General features: G+C 66.7%; 15 protein-coding genes. 6 read left to right on the plus strand and 9 right to left on the minus strand.

Translation table 11 applies throughout. The features are described from left to right. Positions 1 to 233: 233 nt before the first annotated feature. On the minus strand, positions 234 to 2,066 hold the full coding sequence (ggt, locus tag AB0313_RS09990; RefSeq protein WP_366305297.1) for a gamma-glutamyltransferase: 1,833 nt from the start codon (positions 2,064 to 2,066) through the stop codon (positions 234 to 236). Between the two features lie 87 nt (positions 2,067 to 2,153). Between ggt and AB0313_RS09995 the strand changes: the two genes are divergently transcribed. Both AB0313_RS09995 and AB0313_RS10000 read left to right on the plus strand, forming a co-directional pair. Further along, entirely contained in the window at positions 2,154 to 3,101 is a 948-nt protein-coding gene (locus AB0313_RS09995; RefSeq protein WP_141945087.1) for an L-lactate dehydrogenase, read from the plus strand. Positions 3,102 to 3,216: 115 nt separating this feature from the next. After that, positions 3,217 to 4,533 carry a GNAT family N-acetyltransferase gene (locus AB0313_RS10000; RefSeq protein ID WP_366305299.1) on the plus strand — a complete coding sequence of 439 codons (1,317 nt, stop codon included), beginning with the start codon at positions 3,217 to 3,219 and terminating at the stop codon, positions 4,531 to 4,533. On the opposite strand, the gene AB0313_RS10005 is transcribed toward AB0313_RS10000, so the two are convergent. Both AB0313_RS10005 and gluQRS read right to left on the minus strand, forming a co-directional pair. Further along, on the minus strand, positions 4,530 to 5,138 hold the full coding sequence (locus tag AB0313_RS10005) for an HD domain-containing protein (protein WP_141945083.1): 609 nt from the start codon (positions 5,136 to 5,138) through the stop codon (positions 4,530 to 4,532). The two genes, AB0313_RS10000 and AB0313_RS10005, sit on opposite strands and share 4 nt — an antisense overlap. 28 nt (positions 5,139 to 5,166) lie before the next feature. Further along, the gene (gluQRS, locus tag AB0313_RS10010) at positions 5,167 to 6,048 is read right to left on the minus strand and encodes a tRNA glutamyl-Q(34) synthetase GluQRS (RefSeq protein WP_366305301.1); all 882 of its coding nucleotides are present in this window, start codon (positions 6,046 to 6,048) and stop codon (positions 5,167 to 5,169) included. Between the two features lie 326 nt (positions 6,049 to 6,374). Here gluQRS and AB0313_RS10015 point away from each other — a divergent pair, with 326 nt between their 5' ends. Continuing rightward, entirely contained in the window at positions 6,375 to 6,836 is a 462-nt protein-coding gene (locus AB0313_RS10015; RefSeq protein ID WP_174237621.1) for an Lrp/AsnC family transcriptional regulator, read from the plus strand. A gap of 11 nt (positions 6,837 to 6,847) precedes the next feature. Here AB0313_RS10015 and AB0313_RS10020 read toward each other — a convergent pair whose 3' ends face one another. Next, positions 6,848 to 7,303: an Lrp/AsnC family transcriptional regulator gene (locus AB0313_RS10020; protein WP_307309082.1), complete on the minus strand. Its 456-nt coding sequence runs from the start codon at positions 7,301 to 7,303 to the stop codon at positions 6,848 to 6,850. 106 nt (positions 7,304 to 7,409) lie between these two features. Here AB0313_RS10020 and AB0313_RS10025 point away from each other — a divergent pair, with 106 nt between their 5' ends. Next, the gene (locus AB0313_RS10025; protein ID WP_141945075.1) at positions 7,410 to 8,066 is read left to right on the plus strand and encodes a LysE family translocator; all 657 of its coding nucleotides are present in this window, start codon (positions 7,410 to 7,412) and stop codon (positions 8,064 to 8,066) included. Here the strand turns inward: AB0313_RS10025 and AB0313_RS10030 are convergent. From AB0313_RS10030 to AB0313_RS10050, 5 genes are all read right to left on the minus strand, one after another. After that, the gene (locus tag AB0313_RS10030; RefSeq protein ID WP_366305304.1) at positions 8,063 to 9,040 is read right to left on the minus strand and encodes a hypothetical protein; all 978 of its coding nucleotides are present in this window, start codon (positions 9,038 to 9,040) and stop codon (positions 8,063 to 8,065) included. The genes AB0313_RS10025 and AB0313_RS10030 overlap by 4 nt on opposite strands. A gap of 43 nt (positions 9,041 to 9,083) precedes the next feature. Beyond that, a complete protein-coding gene (locus tag AB0313_RS10035; RefSeq protein ID WP_307309091.1) occupies positions 9,084 to 9,587 on the minus strand; it encodes a DUF456 domain-containing protein in 504 nt (167 codons plus the stop codon). Between the two features lie 94 nt (positions 9,588 to 9,681). Then, positions 9,682 to 10,881, minus strand: coding sequence for an NADP-dependent malic enzyme (locus AB0313_RS10040; protein ID WP_366305306.1), 1,200 nt, complete (start codon positions 10,879 to 10,881; stop codon positions 9,682 to 9,684). A 287-nt stretch (positions 10,882 to 11,168) separates the two neighbouring features. Continuing rightward, positions 11,169 to 11,777 carry a TetR/AcrR family transcriptional regulator gene (locus AB0313_RS10045; RefSeq protein ID WP_366305308.1) on the minus strand — a complete coding sequence of 203 codons (609 nt, stop codon included), beginning with the start codon at positions 11,775 to 11,777 and terminating at the stop codon, positions 11,169 to 11,171. A gap of 136 nt (positions 11,778 to 11,913) precedes the next feature. Continuing rightward, complete coding sequence (locus AB0313_RS10050; protein WP_366305310.1) at positions 11,914 to 13,200, minus strand: MFS transporter; 1,287 nt, start codon at positions 13,198 to 13,200, stop codon at positions 11,914 to 11,916. A gap of 126 nt (positions 13,201 to 13,326) precedes the next feature. Here AB0313_RS10050 and rraA point away from each other — a divergent pair, with 126 nt between their 5' ends. Together rraA and AB0313_RS10060 are read left to right on the plus strand one after the other, a co-directional pair. Further along, positions 13,327 to 13,821, plus strand: a complete 495-nt coding sequence (rraA, locus tag AB0313_RS10055) for a ribonuclease E activity regulator RraA (RefSeq protein ID WP_141945067.1) — start codon at positions 13,327 to 13,329, stop codon at positions 13,819 to 13,821. A 96-nt stretch (positions 13,822 to 13,917) separates the two neighbouring features. Then, positions 13,918 to 15,582, plus strand: coding sequence for an MDR family MFS transporter (locus AB0313_RS10060; protein ID WP_141945065.1), 1,665 nt, complete (start codon positions 13,918 to 13,920; stop codon positions 15,580 to 15,582). The last annotated feature ends 161 nt before the right edge of the window (positions 15,583 to 15,743 follow it).

A 15,743-nucleotide genomic window follows, 5' to 3' on the forward strand; every position in this document is an offset into this window, starting at 1 on the left:
CACCGCCATCGCCTCCATCCTCATGGTCATCGGCTGGTACGCCTGCCGCCACCGCATCCGCGAAATCGCCGAAACCCGCGAAGGCTTCACCGGAATGTCCCCGGTCGTCGCCAACGCTCCGGCGGACACCTTCAAGAAGTAACCGCCTTAAGCGTCCAACGGCGGCGCCTGGGTTCTGGGATTTCCAGAACCCAGGCGCCGCCGTCGGGGTTTAAACGGGCGGTTCCTTTCGGTTACTTCGCCGGTTTCACCACCATGGCCGAGCCGCCGCCGCGCCTGACGGGTTCCGCGGCAGCCAGGGTGCGTCCGTCCTCCAGGAACTCGATGGCGGTGGCTGCCCCGATCTCCGACGCGGACGTGAACGAGTCGCCGGAGGGGGTCAGCTTGTGGCCAAAGCGGGACGTCAGTGCCGCGCCGTACTTGTCGATGAAGGCAGGCTCAGCGGTGACACTCGCCGTGTTCCGCTGGGAGGCGCGGGGCGCCGCGATGGCGTCCGGGGTACTCATGCCCAGGTCAATGCGGTTGACGATGGTCTGCAGGACGGTGGTGATGATGGTGGAACCGCCCGGGGAGCCCAGCGCCAGGAAAGGCTTGCCGTCCTCCAGCAGGATGGTGGGTGACATGGAGGAACGCGGCCGCTTGCCAGGCTCAATCCGGTTGGGGTCCGTGGCGCTGTAGACCGCCGAGAAGTCCGTGAGCTCGTTATTGAGCAGGAAACCGCGGCCGGGAACAACCATGCCGGAACCGCCGGTCTGTTCAATGGTCAGCGTGTACTCCACCACGTTGCCCCACTTGTCGGAGACGGTCATGTTGGTGGTTGAAATGTTCTCCGTGTCCTTTTCATCGGCGAGCGCTGCCGGCTTGGCCGGGCAGCTGCCGTCGTAGTTGGCCACGTCCCCGGGCAGCACCGGCTTGGCTGCGGCGTGGTTCGGGTCCAGCTGGCAGGCCCGTTCCTTTCCGAAGATGGGATCGGTCAATTCTTTGGTGGGCACATTTACGAACGCCGGATCGCCCACGTACTTGCCACGGTCGGCGAAGGCCAGGGCGCTGGCTTCGAGGTAGTGGTGCAGCACGGCGGGCTGATCAGCCTTCAGGCCCGGGAGATCGAACACGTCCAGAATGTTAAGCGACTCCCCTACCGTGGTGCCGCCGCTGCTGGACGGAGCCATGCCGTACACGTCATACCCGCGGTAGTTCACGTGGGTGGGGTCCTGGTCCACAGCCTTGTAGTGGGCCAGGTCCTCGGCGGTCATGGAACCCACCGGGACCGGCAGCGTGGTGTCAGGGGACTTCGGCGGGCTCTGGACGGTCTTGGCGATCTCGTCGGCCAGCGGTCCGTTGTAGAACGCGTCCATGCCGTCGCGGGCCAGCATGCGGTAGGTGTCGGCGAGGTCGTGGTTCTTGAAGACCGAGCCCACCTCCGGCAGCTTGCCGCCCTGCAGGTACAGGTCCTTGGTGGAGGTAAATGCCTCGAACCGGGCCTGGTTGTCTTTGGTTTGGTTGCGGAAGGTATCGTCCACCACGAAGCCCCGGTCGGCCACTTTGATAGCCGGCTTCAGGGCGTCCCCGAGGCTCAGCGTTCCCCACCGCTTCAGGGCGCGTTCCCACGTGGCAGGGGTGCCGGGGACGCCCACGGAGACGCCGCTGGTGACGAGTTCCGGAGTGAACCTGTACGGCTTGTTGGTGGCGGGGTCTATGAAGGCATCCGGCTTGATCCCTGCCGGCGCCGTTTCCCGGCCGTCGATGGTGCTGACCTTCCCGGACTTTGCGTCGTAGTAGACAAAGTAGCCTCCACCGCCGATTCCGGCGCTGTACGGCTCAGTGACTCCCAGGGTTGCTGCCGCGGCGACGGCAGCGTCAACCGCGTTCCCACCCTTGCGGAGGACCTCGATGGCCGCCGCCGACGCTTCAGGATCGACGGTGCTGACCGCCCCGCCATACCCGGTGGCAGTGGGGTTTTTGTCGGTATGCCGGGGATCGGCTGACGCGGGGCTCATGGCTCCCGTGGTGACGCTCATCGCCAGCGCCGCAGTAACAGCTGCGAGCCGGCGTCCGAGATGTGGCATGGTGGCTCCTAGGTGGGGGTCGAGTGATGTGGGCCACGCTACTCTTCGGGTAGGACAGTCTCAACGACTCCGGGAAGGACTGGGACCATGGCAGGATCCAAACTGGCAGTTGTCGGCGCCGGCAGCGTAGGTACCTCGCTGGCCTACGCCGCGCTGATCCGCGGCTCGGCAGCCAATATCGCATTGTTCGATGTCAACGCGCCCAAAGCGGAGGCGGAAGCCCTGGACCTGGCGCACGGCAGCCAGTTCGCCGCGGCCTCGGCCGCTGTCAGCGGAGGCGGGGATATCGCGGTGACCGAGGGCGCCGACGTCGTGGTCATTACGGCGGGCGCCAAGCAGAACCCCGGCCAGAGCAGACTGGACCTGGCCGGCACCAATGTGCGGATCCTGGAGCAGCTGATGCCGCAACTTCTGGACCGTGCCCCTGACGCGGTCTACGTCCTGGTGACCAATCCCTGCGACGTCCTGACGGTGGCCGCCCAGCGCATTTCCGGCCTGCCCGCGGAACGGATCTTCTCCTCCGGCACGGTGCTGGACACCTCCCGGCTGCGCTGGCTCCTGGCCCGCCGTGCGGGGGTTTCAGTCACCAGCGTCCACGCCAGCATGGTTGGTGAACACGGCGACACGGAATTCCCCCTGTGGTCGGGGGCCACCATTGGTCCCGTACCCATCCGCGAGTGGACTGAAGGCGGGGAGCGGATCTTCACCTCCGAATATCTGGCCACCACCGCCCGGGAAGTGGTGCAGGCCGCCTACAAGGTCATCGCCGGGAAGGGCGCGACGAACTACGCCATCGGCCTGTCCGGCGCCAGGATCGTCGAGGCGTTGCTTCGGGACGATAATGCCGTCCTGCCCGTCTCCACCGTACTGTCCGGGCTTCACGGGATCTCCGGGGTGGCACTCTCCCTCCCCAGCGTGGTGGGCCGCGGGGGCGTGCACCGGGTCCTGGAAACACCCATGGACGACGGCGAGCTGGCGGCCCTGCGGCATTCCGCTGACACCCTGCGCAACACCATGGACGCCCTGGGCATTTGAGCGCGTGAGCCTGCGTAATGCAACGGCGCCGCAACCCTGCGCCGCAACGGTTCGCATAAGCTCACAACAGAAATGCACGCTGAACGGCTCAACGACGAACCAACAGGAGTAACGCATGACCAACTGGCGGATCAGGGATTTCCACTCGGCCGACCTGGACGGGATCCTGCACCTGTGGGAGACCCTGAAGGCCAACAACGTCGAACCCGTCTACGCCCTGTCCGAGGTCCTCGCATCCTGCGAGAAGGACCATGCCGTGGTGGCGGTACAGGGCGAACAGGTGGTGGGCGCCGCGGTGGGCCGCGCCGCGCATGACCAGGGCTGGATCGTGTTCCTGGCCACCCTGCCCGAGTACCGCGGCCGGGGCATCGGCACCTCGCTGCTGGCCGCCGTCGAAAACCGGATGGCCCCGCACGGGCTGAACAAGCTGTCGGCACTGATGCCGGAATCCGAGACCCGGGTGGAGGCCTTCCTGGGCCGCGGCTTCGCGCTGAAAAAGAACCTGCGCTACTTCGAACGCACCATTCCGGTCCAGCGCCAGGAACTCGGCGCCCTGGGCCAGCTCGGCGGCCGCGTCCTGGCCCGCGACCTGTGGGAAAACGTCGCCGGAATGCACCGGGAGAAGGAACTGCTGGAACGCCGCCTGGTCCTCCCCCTCGCGGAGGCGGACCTGGCTGATGAGTTCGGCGTGGTGCCGCCGCGCGCCGTCGTCCTCTTCGGTCCGCCCGGTACCGGCAAGACCACCTTCGCCAAGGCCATCGCCTCCCGCCTGGAGTGGCCATTCGTTGAAGTCTTCCCCTCCCGCCTGGCCGGCGACCCCCGGGGCCTGGCAGGTGCGCTGCGGGAGACCTTCCTGGAGATTGCTGAGCTGGAACATGCCGTGGTGTTCATCGACGAGGTGGAGGAGATCGCCTCACAGCGTGCCGGGGACCCGCCGTCGCCGCTGCAGGGCGTCACCAACGAGCTGCTCAAGATCATCCCGGCGTTCCGCGAGCAGCCGGGCCGGCTCCTGGTCTGCGCCACCAACTTCATCCGCGCCCTGGACTCGGCCTTCCTCCGGCACGGCCGGTTCGACTACGTCATCCCCATCGGCCTGCCGGACCGGCAGGCCCGCGCGGCCATGTGGCAGCGGTTCATCCCCGCCACCGTGGTGGACAGCGTGGACGTGGAGCTCCTGGTGGAACGGACCGAGGGCTTCTCCCCCGCTGACATCGAGTATGCCGCCCGCAGTGCCTCACAGCGCGCGCTGGAAAAGGCAGTGTACGACGACGGGGGGCTGGCCTCCGGAGGCGACGTTTCCGTCCGCGAGGCGGTGCGGAAGGGACCCTCCACCCAGGACTACCTCGACGCCATCGGTGACACCCGCACCACCGTGAGCCCCGAAGTGCAGGCGGATTTCCTGGAAGACATCGAGGCGCTGGGCCGGGTCTAATCCCCCGGCCCGGCGCCGTACCGGAGGTTTTCGTAGTCGGTGTCGTCCGCCTCGTCCAACTCTGCGTCGAATTCCTCCAGCAGCCAAGGGTTGACGCGGGCCAGGATCTTGCGGATCTCCTGCTCTTCGACGGCGGCGTAAAGTACCGGTCGGGCGTCCCGGTATTTGGTGACAGGCGGCTTGTCGGGCCACTTTTCGGCCAGCGCCTGGACGCGTTCGGGCAGTGAGTTGTGGGCATTGTCGGCGATCTTGACCAGGGCAGCATCATGGTCCCGGGCTATCTCACGAATCCCCGACAGGTAGTCATCGGGGTTGCTGTGCAGCCGGTTGGTGACCCGTTCAATGATGTCCACCGAGCGCTTTGGAACCCCCATGTCCAGCAACGCCTGCCGGGTCATGGGGGTGTCTTCGGCAATGTCGTGAAGGTAGCCGGCGATCCGGATGTCGTCGTCGAAATCCGCCAGCGCGTCCCCCACCGCCAACACGTGGTCTTTGTAAGGCCGCTTGAGCTTGTCCTTCTGGCGGTTGTGCGCCACCTCCGCCAGGACGCGGGCCGTCTCGGGCGTGAAACTGCTGGCGGCGCGGTGCTGCGGGGAATCTGGCATGCCTCCAGCCTACGGGGTGGAGCAAGTGCTAAGGGGCGGACCAGACCCACGGTTCCCGTGGCAGGCGGCTGGGATCGAACACTGCCAGGGCCCGTTCGAGTGGTCCGGGCGGGAGCCCCAGTGAGTCCAGAAGGCAGTCCCGCACAGCGCCGGAAGTAATACCCTCCGCTGCCAGGTCCGCGAGCGTCACTGCACCGTCGCGCTTGGCCAGCCTGGCGCCGTCGTGGTTCACCACCAACGGAACATGCGCATATTCCGGAACCGGAATACTTAGCCGCGACGCGAGATAGGCCTGGCGGGGGGTGGAGGGAAGCAGGTCGTCGCCGCGGACCACCTGATCGATGCCTTGTTCGGCATCGTCCACCACCACGGCGAGGTTGTAAGCGGTCACGCCGTCGTTCCGGCGCAGCACAAAGTCATCCACCGCTCCCGTGTATTCGCCGCGGAGGACGTCCCGCACGGTGTAGTCCGCCACGCCGGCGCGCAGGCGGATTGCGGCAGGGCGCATGGACCGCTTGTACTCCAGCTCCGCCGGGTCCAGGTCGCGGCATGTTCCGGGGTAGGCGCCCTGGGGCGAATGCGGGGCCGACGGCGCCTCCTGGATCTCGCGGCGCGTGCAGAAGCACTCGTAGGTCAGGCCCGCCTCCTCCAGGCGGCCAATCGCCTGGGCATATAGGCTTTCCCGGTCTGTCTGCCGGACGACGTCCCCGTCCCAGGTCACGCCCATTGCGGCCAAGTCGCGGAGCTGCACTGCCTCGGCTCCTGCCCGGGCGCGGTCCAGGTCCTCCATCCGTAACAGGAAACTGCGGCCCGTGGACCGGGCGAAGAGCCACGCAAGGATGGCCGTCCGCAGGTTGCCCACGTGCAGTTCGCCGGAAGGGCTGGGAGCAAAGCGGCCGGCGGAGGTCATACCCCCACCCTAGACGGCACAACACAAGAGCCCCTCAGCTACCGATGACTGCGGAAATCCGACCGTCGGTAGCTCAGGGGCTCTTGCCGTGTATGCAGAGTGAGCGTGGTGTGAACAAGCCTCAATCAGCGGCGGCCTCCTTGCGGGAAGCGGTGTCCAGGGTGCCGGGTGGTGTGCCGGGAATCTGTAGCCTGCGGGCAGCAGCGGTAACTTTTGCCCTTGTTGCCACTATTCCAGCAGGAACCCTACAGTTGGAGCAACAAGCGTCATCTATATTGGTCACTCTGACCAGTTCGCAGAGTTACAGCAGGCAGGAAGTGGTCAAACTGCAGGAACTGGATGCCACAGACAAGCGGATCCTCAGCGCCCTCGATGAGGATCCCCGCGTCCCGGTCATGGTCCTGGCGCAGCGGTTGGGGCTGGCACGCGGGACGGTCCAGTCGAGGCTGGAGCGGATGTCGGCATCCGGTGCCCTCCGGCCCAACAGCAGCAGGGTGCTCCCGGCGGCACTTGGCCGGGGGGTGGCGGCCGCCGTCAGCGCCGAGCTGGACCAGAGCCACCTCAACGAGGCCATCGCCGCCCTGCGCAAAATACCCGAGGTCCTGGAGTGCCATGCTCCTGCCGGCGACACGGACCTCCTCATCCGCGTGGTGGCCAAAAGCCCGGACGATCTCTACCGCGTATCCGAGGAAATACGGCTCTGCCCCGGCATTGTCCGGACGTCCACCAGCATGTTCCTCCGCGAGGTCATCCCCTACCGCACCACCGGGCTCCTCGGGGACCAGTAGGAGGAGCCTGGCTACACCGGCGGCCCGGCGTTGGATTTCAGGTTCTTCATAACCAGCGTTGAGGTCAGCCGCTCCACCCCGGGCAGGGATGTGAGCTCCGTGTCGTAAAAGCGCTGGTAGGCCGGCAGGTCTGCCGCGATGATCTTCAGCAGGTAGTCCGGTGAACCGAACAGCCGCTGGGCCTCAATGATGTTGGGATTCTCCGCCACCCGGTTCTCGAAGATCTCCATGGTGGATCTGTCCACCTGGCGCAGCGTGACAAACACGATCGCCTCGAACCCCAGGCCCACGGCAGCGGGGTCAACGTCTGCTTTATATCCGCGGATGACTCCGGACTGTTCCAGTTCCCGCAGCCTCCGGTGGCAGGGTGCCACGGTCAGTCCCACCTTCGCGGCGAGCGCAGTGGCCGTCATCCGGCCGTCCTCCTGAAGGTGGCGCAAGATAGTTCTGTCGATCGCGTCAATCACGCAATAAACCTATCGCCTCCGCTGCGGGTCCGGCGAAAAAAGGACAGCACTTTTGGGCGGATTCTCCCTATGGTTGCTCCTGAGAGCCCTTCGACAGGAGAACCCGATGAACCCCCAGCTGTTCCTGGCCTTCTTGGTGGTGGCTGCAGCCCTCGCCTGCACCCCGGGAGTGGACTGGGCCTACACCATCGCTGCGGGTCTTCGGCAACGCAGTTTCGTTCCCGCGGTTGCCGGCCTCTGCGGCGGGTATGTCCTCCACACGGTCCTTCTGGTGGCAGGGCTGGCAGCCGTACTGGCGGGGATGCCTGGCGTCCTCGGCTGGATCACCCTGGCGGGCGCGGGCTACCTGCTGTGGCTCGGGGTAGCCACCCTTCGCTCCTGGCGTGGCGCCAGCTTCAGCGCCGATGCCGGCGGAGGTTCCGGTACCCAGCTGCGCACGTTCCTGCAGGGCATGGGCACCAGCGGGATCAACCCCAAGGGCCTGCTTTTCTACGTGGCCCTCATTCCGCAGTTCATCAGTGCCGACGCCGCCCTGCCCGTGCCGGTGCAGTCGGGGTTGCTCGGCATGACGTTCGTTGCCTTGGTGGGCGTTGTTTACACGGTGGTGGCCCTGCTCTCGCGCACGCTTCTGCAGAGCCGCCCGGGTGCCGCCCGGGCTGTCACCCTGGCCAGTGGCATCATCATGGTGGCGCTGGGAGTGGTACTGCTCGGTGAGCAGCTGCTGCCGCTGCTGGCCAGCCGGTCCGTGGACCTGGTTGGCTAGTCGCCGCTGAGTTCCTTCCAGTCCTGCTCCCAGATCCGGCGCATTTCCTCGTCCTTGCGGATGGGGGCCGGAGCTTCCAGCTCCCGCTGCGGTTCGGGGTCCCCGCGCCGGCGTCCCCAGTCGCGCGGGTTCAGCGATCGGCGGCTTGATTCCAGGACCAGCAGCGCCCGGTCGGTCAGCGCGTCATTGCGAAGGGCAAGATGTGTCTTGCGGCGGCGCAGGACCTCGGCAATCGCCTGGTGCGCCGCATCCAGCCGGCCTTCCCGGCGCAGGGCGCGGGCACGGACAAGCAGCAGGGCAGCCGAGAGATCGTCCGCGTTCAGCAGCCCCTCCGTCCAGTCGATGACGGTTCGGCTGCGGCCGAGCGTGAGGGCCAGGGAACAGCGTGCAAGGGCCATGGGGAGCGACGGCGGCAGCCCGGTCAGCGCGTCGAGCGCCGCTTCCGTGCGGCCAGTCTCGCGCAGCGAGTGGGCCAGGGCCAGGAACACCGATTCCTCACTGAACAGCACGGGGATCTCCACCCGCTCGGCCAGTTCGATCCTGGTGACAATGCGGGTGAGGTAGGTGGAGGAGTAGCGGTTGGCTTCGTCGTCGTTCCTGGTGGTGAGCCCGCGCTGGAGGAGCTCGGACGCGCGCAGGTACCCGCCGTGCTTGTACACCAGCAGGCCGGCCATCAGGTAGCAGAGTCCGGCCCAGCCGGGGTAGGCGCGCGCAAGCGTGATGAGGCGTTCCGGCTCGCGGCTGGTGAAGACGGCCTCGTGGACGGCCCTGGCCGGCTTGGGCATCAGCCGTTTAAGCCGCGGCACCTCGCCGTCGATGGAGAGCAGTGCCGGGTTGCGTCCACCCAGGACCCCTGTCAGCAGGCCGCCCACTCCGCCGGCAAGGTCATGGACCGGGGTGCGGAGCTGGGCCCGCCCAAACGGGGTGAGGTCGCGGCTGTCCCAGTAGATCGGTGCAGTTTCCCCGGCGCTCATCTTTCCATGCTAACCGCGAAGAGGTAAGGGCCGGGCGGTGTGGTCAGCTCCCGGATGCAGTAATCCACACCCCGATGATCCAGGTGCTGGCAGCGAGGCAGGCCAGCGCGAATTCAGCGAGCATGCCCAGGCCTGTTGCCTTCAAGGCAGCCCAGCTGGACCGCGCCGCCGTCGGGAAGTTGCGGGTCCGGAGGAACTCACTGACCAGCAGGCCGGCAGCGAAGCCCGCGAAGAGGCCCACTACCGGGATGACGAACATGCCCACCACGCCGGCCGCGAGGGCCACCACAACGCTGCGGCTGGGAATGGCGTGCTGCTTGAGTTTCCTGCCCGTGAGGAGGGCACCGGCCGCCATCCCGGCGGCAACGAAGACCATGGCCACGGCGAAGATGACCCACCCCACCGTCCCGGCCCCGCCCCAGATGGCCCAGGCCAGCAGGCTCACGGCGATCAGGACGCTGCCGGGCAAAACCGGAATGATGATCCCGGCGACCCCCACCAGGATCGCCAGGCCGCACAGGATGGTCACCACGGTTTCGGAGCTCATGGACCCCAGTCTAGGGGGACGCTTTTAACGCCCGACGGCGGTGCCTCCTCTTCAAAAGGAGGCACCCCCGTCGTGGTTTCGGCAGGAAGAAGCCTTACTCCGCTTCCGCGGCTGCGGCGACGGCGGCGGTGACGGCGGGGGCCACACGCGGGTCCAGTGGGCTGGGGACGATGTAGTCGGCCGACAGGTCCTCGGCGGCAAGGTCCGCAATCGCACGGGCGGCCGCAAGCTTCATGGCCGGCGTGATGCGGCGGGCGCCGGCATCCAGGGCGCCCCGGAAGATGCCGGGGAACGCCAGCACGTTGTTGATCTGGTTGGGGAAATCGCTGCGGCCCGTGGCCACAACGGCTGCATACTTCACCGCCACCTCGGGCAGGACTTCGGGGTCCGGGTTGGAGAGGGCGAAGACGATGGCGTCCTCGTTCATCGAGGCCAGGTGGGCCTCGTCCAGCTTGGAGGAGGAGACACCGATGAAGACGTCGGCTCCCGCCAGCGCTTCGGCCGGTCCGCCGGTGACGCCCCGGGGGTTGCTGCGACCGGCAATGTCCGCCTTCTTGCTCCCGGGGCTGGCAGCCAGGTCTTCCCGGCCGGAGTTGATGACACCCCGGGAGTCCAGCAGCACGACGTCGCTGATGCCCGCGGCCAGCAGGATTTCGGCGACGGCGATGCCGGCGGCGCCTGCGCCGGACACCACTACTTTGAGGCCTTCCAGGCCGCGGCCGGTCACCTTGGCGGCGTTGGTCAGGGCGGCGAGGGCCACGACGGCGGTACCGTGCTGGTCGTCATGCATGACCGGGCAGTCCAGGGCTTCGATCAGCTTTTCCTCCAGCTCGAAGCAGCGCGGCGCGGAAATGTCTTCCAGGTTCACGGCGCCGAAGCTGGGGCGGAGGCGGACCAGGGTTTCCACGATCTCGTCCACGTCGGTGGTGTTGAGGACCAGCGGGATGGAGTCGAGGTCGCCGAAGGTCTTGAAGAGCGCGGACTTGCCTTCCATGACAGGCAGCGAGGCGCTGGCACCGATGTTGCCCAGGCCCAGGACGGCGGTCCCGTCGCTGACGACGACCACCAGGCGCTCGGCCCAGGTCAGGGTCCGCGCCAGTTCGGGCCGGGCGTGGATGGCACGGCTGACCTCGGCCACACCCGGGGTGTAGGCGATCGAAAGGTCCCGCTTGTTGGACAGCGGGACGGTGCTGGTCACGGACAGCTTGCCGCCCTGGTGGGCGCCGAAGATCTCGTCCTCGGTGAGGGCCGTGGCTGCTGAATTGTCGGTGGCGGTGATTGCGTCAATGGACACGTCATTGTCTCCTGGTGCTCGCCGTGGGCACACGGCACATGGGGCTGGAGCCCGGCCGGGCCCAAGCGGGGAAAGAAGTGCGACAGGAAACCCAGGGGTGGTGGGTCCATGGGAACGCCGGGGATGTTTCCGCCCTGCCGCTCCGGTGCCTCCATGGTAGGCAGGCGTGGAACGGCAGGGAGGAGCCTCTTGACACGGCATCGCAATGCCAAAACGATTAATCAGCCCTGTTAGTGGTCCACATCACGGGATTATGGCGTATTTAATCCGCTTTTGGTCTAGACCAGTTACGCGGACTTGCCTACTGTGAAGCCGGATTCAGCGGCGGGGGAGAGCCTGCCGCAGGCCTTTTTCAGGTCCTCCTCGGCTTCGAAGAGGGAAAGCCGCCGGTTGCGCACGGACTGGACCAGACCAGTGACTGTCAGGAGGAGGACCCGGGCGCCCACAGCGTCCCCGCAGGCTCCCGCCACGAGTTTTTCACTAAGTGCGTCTATCTCGCGCAGGAGTTCGGTGGTGTCCTTTTCGGGGACGTATACGCCCCGGCTGAGGCACTGCTCCACTGCGGGCTGCATGACGCGCATGTGGAAGATCTCCATCAGCAGGCCGGAGAGGGCACGGCCACGGAAGCGCGGCGAGGAACCGCGGGCACCGGACTGCAGCTCGTCCAGCTGCTGCCGGTACAGGGCGAGCATCAGGTGCGTGGGTGAGGGGAAGTAGCGGTAGAGCGTACCCAGCGGCACGTCGGCTTTCTCTGCGACCTGGGAAAGTTCCACGGCATCAAGTCCCGTGCGCGCAAACCCTGCAGCTGTCTCCAGGATCCGGGCGTAGCGGAGGCGCTGGCGTGGAGCGGAAGGCCGGGCGGCCATGGGCGGATGGTCTGAAAAAGTCTCGGGCATCAGCATTCCGGGGTTGTGTTTTAGCGGCTGCGGCCAGGAGCGCCCCCACTTCCGTACCGCCCTGCAGCCGCTTCAACTATACGGCACACCTCCGTGCCCTAATTCGTCAGCCAGCCTTACTATCGGTACTTCCGGGTCACCTGACGCCCTTGATTTTCACCACGAAGACGGCGCCGAGCAGCCCAATAACGGCAGCCGTGAGGAACAGCGTGCGGTAGCCGCCCCAATACGTCACGGCCACCAGCGCCAGGGTGGGAGCCACCACCTGGGGCAGCGAGTTGGCCACATTGATGACCCCCATGTCCCGGCCCCGGCTGACGGCGAACGGCAGGACCTGTGTCAGCAGCGCAAAGTCGACTGCCAGGTAGGCGCCAAAGCCGATGCCGAGCACTGCGGCTCCGGCGAGCGCGCCGGGCCACACGGGGAAGAAGGCCATGATGGCCCCGGCCATGGCGATAGTGGCGGACGACCCAATGACGAAAGGCTTCCGCCTGCCCGCCCGGTCGCTCCAGGGCCCGGCCACCACGGCAGTGATCATCACCATCGCCGCGTATATCCCGGTCAGGACCAGCACCCCGGCTGCGGGATCCTCATAGCCGATGACGTCGCGCAGGAAGAAGAGCAGGTACACGATGGTCAGTTGGTTGCCCACGTTGACCAGGAAGCGGGTAAGCCAGGCCCATGCGAAATCCTGGTGACGCACGGGGCTGATCCAGAAGCCCCTCAGGAACCCGGCAATCCGGAACCTGGCGTTGGCGTCCCCGGGCAAAGCCGGGTCGTTCCGGTGGAACAGGTACGGCAGCACGGACAGCAGCAGGGCGGCAGCGCACAGCCAGTAGCCCACCATGAAGTTTCCTGACACCACGGCGCCGAAAACGGCGCCGGTCAGGATGCCAAGGGTCTGGCCCATCGCCGCCAGTCCGCCCACTCCCCCGCGCTGGACCACGGGAACACGGTCCGGGACCGCGGCCGTGATGGCGGCATACGCGGCATTTGCTCCGAGCTGCACCAGGCACCAGAACAGCACCATCAGCGCCACGGCAGCCGAGAAAGACATGGCCAGCAGCGCCGCCGTTGCCAGCACGGCTCCGGCCAGCACCCACGGGGCACGGCGGCCAAAGCGCGAAGTGGTACGGTCCGAGAGCGCACCGAAGAGCGGATTGGCCACCAGGGAGACGGCAGCGCCGCACGCCGTCACCAGTGACAGGATTGCTTCCTTGCCCGGCGCGTCGATACTGATTGCCTGCTGGCCGATGAACACGTTGATGGGACCGAAGAACGCGGCATTGATACCCACGTTGACCAGCACCAGGCCCGTTACCCAGCGTGCGGTAACCTTTTCCACCGGCTCCGCGAGCGCCGCCGTGGCGCTTTTGCCTGCCGGAGCGCCGTGCGGCGGCGCGGGCGTGTTGGACAGACTCATTGGCGTAGCTCCCCTTGGTACGTCCGGTGGGCGGTGGGATCAGACTATCGTGGGCGTTGGCTGGGCCCGCGAACCTGCGCCGGCCCGCTTGCCCGCGAGCCAAGTCCAAGCATGGAGGAGAACCAGATGAGCGCACCTACACCGGCTGAAGGCACAGCGGTGAACACCGCGGACCTCTACGACGAGCGCGGCGACGGGCTGGCGTCCGTCTCACTGCAGTTCCAGTCGCTGGGCGGACGCTCACACTTCAGCGGTCCCGTCCGGACCATCCGCTGTTTCCAGGACAACGCCCTGGTGAAGTCCACCCTGGGCTCGCCCGGCAATGGCGCGGTGCTGGTGGTGGACGGTGGCGGCTCGCTGGGCACCGCCCTGATGGGGGACATGATCGCCGAAAGCGCCGTGGCCAACGGGTGGGCCGGCGTCGTCATTAATGGCGCCATCCGGGACCGGGTGGCCATCGCCCGGCTGGACCTTGGCGTCAAGGCCCTGGGCAGCAATCCGCGGAAGAGCCTGAAAACCGGCGCCGGCGAGGTGGACGTGGACCTGGTGATCGACGGCGTGACCTTCCGCCCCGGAGCCACCATCTGGTGCGATCCGGACGGCATCCTCGTGGAACCGTAGGAGGAATTTTGGCGGCCAGGGAATAGAAAGAACAGCTAAGATAGTTACTGAAAGCAACTATCGCTGCTTAAGTCCCTTTCTTCCCTTGGAGCACCCATGTCCAAAGCCACTGCCGCGCCCGGCGCCGGAGAAGTCCTGACGCGCCGCCAGATCGTCACAGTGATGGTGGGCCTGATGCTGGGCATGTTCCTGGCATCCCTTGACCAGACCATCGTCTCCACGTCCATCTACACCATTGCCAACGACCTGGACGGGCTCTCCCTGCAGGCCTGGGCCACCACCGCCTACCTGATTACGTCCACCGTCAGCACGCCGCTGTACGGCAAGCTGAGCGACATCTTCGGACGCCGCCCGCTGTACCTGACCGCCATCGCCGTGTTCCTGGTGGGCTCGCTCTACGCCGGGTCGGTCCATTCGATGACCGAACTGGCCATAGCCCGCGGCATCCAGGGCCTGGGCGCCGGCGGCCTGCTGGCACTGGCGCTGACCATCATCGGCGACATCGTCTCGCTCAAGGACCGCGCAAAGTTCCAGGGCTACTTCATGTCCGTCTTCGGGATCTCCTCGGTCCTGGGTCCGGTGGTGGGCGGCGCCTTTGCCGGTTCAGCCAACATCCTGGGCTTCGACGGCTGGCGCTGGGTGTTCTTCATCAACATCCCCATCGGCCTCGCCGCCCTGACGGTGGTGTTCCTGTTCCTGCACCTGCCTGCAAAGCACCTGAAACAGAAGATCGACTACTGGGGCGCCGCCGCCATCACCGTGGCCATCGTGCCGCTCCTCCTGGTCGCTGAGCAGGGCCGCACCTGGGGCTGGACCTCCACCAACTCCTTCCTCTGCTACGGGCTGGGCGCCGTGGGCATTGCCTGGTTCCTGCTGGCCGAAAAGCGGGCCGGCGACTACGCCCTGATCCCGCTGCGGCTCTTCCACAACGTGACGTTCGGGCTCTCCTCGCTGCTGAACTTCATCATCGGCATCGGCATGTTCGGCGCCATCGCCATGCTCCCCATGTACCTGCAGCTGGTGAAGGGCCTCACGCCCACCGAGGCCGGCCTGATGATGATCACCTTCACCGTGGGCATCCTGTTCGGGTCCATCACGGCAGGCCGCACCATCTCGGCGTCCGGCACGTTCCGCATCTTCCCCATCATGGGCACAGGCATCCTGACCGCCGCCGCCCTGGTGATGGGTTTCTCCCTCGGGGTGGACACCGGCCTCTGGGTGCCGGGCCTGATCGCCGTGTTCTTCGGCGTGGGCCTGGGCTTCTGCATGCAGCCCCTCACCCTGGCCATGCAGACCTCGGTTCCGCCGCGGGACATGGGCGTGGGAACGTCGTCCGCGGCGTTCTTCCGCTCCATGGGCGGCGCGGTGGGAACCGCCGTCTTCATCTCCATGCTGTTCAGCCTGGCCGCTGACAGGATTGCCGAGGGCATGAAGACCGCCACCACCGATCCGGCCTACCTTGCAGTCCTGAAGGACCCGGCAGTCGCATCGGACCCGGCCAACGCCAAGCTGTACGACTTCTTCAAGAACGGCGCGTCCAACGATTCGCTGAACGACACCAGCTGGCTGCACACCGCCAACAGCACCCTGACCAGGCCCATCACCGAGGGCTTCGCCACCTCCATCGACACGGTGATGCTGACCGCCGCGGCCCTGACCGGCCTGGCGTTCCTCATCAGCTTCGCCTTGCCCCGGAAGAAGCTGACCGACCAGAAAGCATCCCCGCAGGACGAGGACAACATGCAGATTCCGGCCCACTAGGCCGGAAGGGCAGGGAACGGACGACGACGGCGGCACGGCCCGCCGTCGTCGTCCTGCTTTAAGGAGGACAAGAGGCGCCAAGTGGAACATGGGCCGGTGACGTGCCACACTGTTTAGCGCGTGTGCGCCGGCCCCTCTGGCCGGTACCGCAGCCGACGACG

The sequence above is a fragment of the Pseudarthrobacter sp. NPDC080039 genome (assembly GCF_040702335.1).
Lineage (GTDB): Bacteria > Actinomycetota > Actinomycetes > Actinomycetales > Micrococcaceae > Arthrobacter > Arthrobacter enclensis_A.

Excerpts from the sequence above, each read along its gene's own strand:
- AB0313_RS10005 (WP_141945083.1), bottom strand. The coding sequence starts at position 5,138 with ATGCCAGATTCCCCGCAGCACCGCGCCGCCAGCAGTTTCACGCCCGAG.
- AB0313_RS10050 (WP_366305310.1), bottom strand. The coding sequence starts at position 13,200 with ATGAGTCTGTCCAACACGCCCGCGCCGCCGCACGGCGCTCCGGCAGGC.
- AB0313_RS10035 (WP_307309091.1), bottom strand. The coding sequence starts at position 9,587 with ATGAGCTCCGAAACCGTGGTGACCATCCTGTGCGGCCTGGCGATCCTG.
- AB0313_RS10030 (WP_366305304.1), bottom strand. The coding sequence starts at position 9,040 with ATGAGCGCCGGGGAAACTGCACCGATCTACTGGGACAGCCGCGACCTC.
- gluQRS (WP_366305301.1), bottom strand. The coding sequence starts at position 6,048 with ATGACCTCCGCCGGCCGCTTTGCTCCCAGCCCTTCCGGCGAACTGCAC.
- rraA (WP_141945067.1), top strand. The coding sequence starts at position 13,327 with ATGAGCGCACCTACACCGGCTGAAGGCACAGCGGTGAACACCGCGGAC.
- AB0313_RS10000 (WP_366305299.1), top strand. The coding sequence starts at position 3,217 with ATGACCAACTGGCGGATCAGGGATTTCCACTCGGCCGACCTGGACGGG.
- ggt (WP_366305297.1), bottom strand. The coding sequence starts at position 2,066 with ATGCCACATCTCGGACGCCGGCTCGCAGCTGTTACTGCGGCGCTGGCG.
- AB0313_RS10060 (WP_141945065.1), top strand. The coding sequence starts at position 13,918 with ATGTCCAAAGCCACTGCCGCGCCCGGCGCCGGAGAAGTCCTGACGCGC.
- AB0313_RS09995 (WP_141945087.1), top strand. The coding sequence starts at position 2,154 with ATGGCAGGATCCAAACTGGCAGTTGTCGGCGCCGGCAGCGTAGGTACC.
- AB0313_RS10045 (WP_366305308.1), bottom strand. The coding sequence starts at position 11,777 with ATGCCCGAGACTTTTTCAGACCATCCGCCCATGGCCGCCCGGCCTTCC.
- AB0313_RS10025 (WP_141945075.1), top strand. The coding sequence starts at position 7,410 with ATGAACCCCCAGCTGTTCCTGGCCTTCTTGGTGGTGGCTGCAGCCCTC.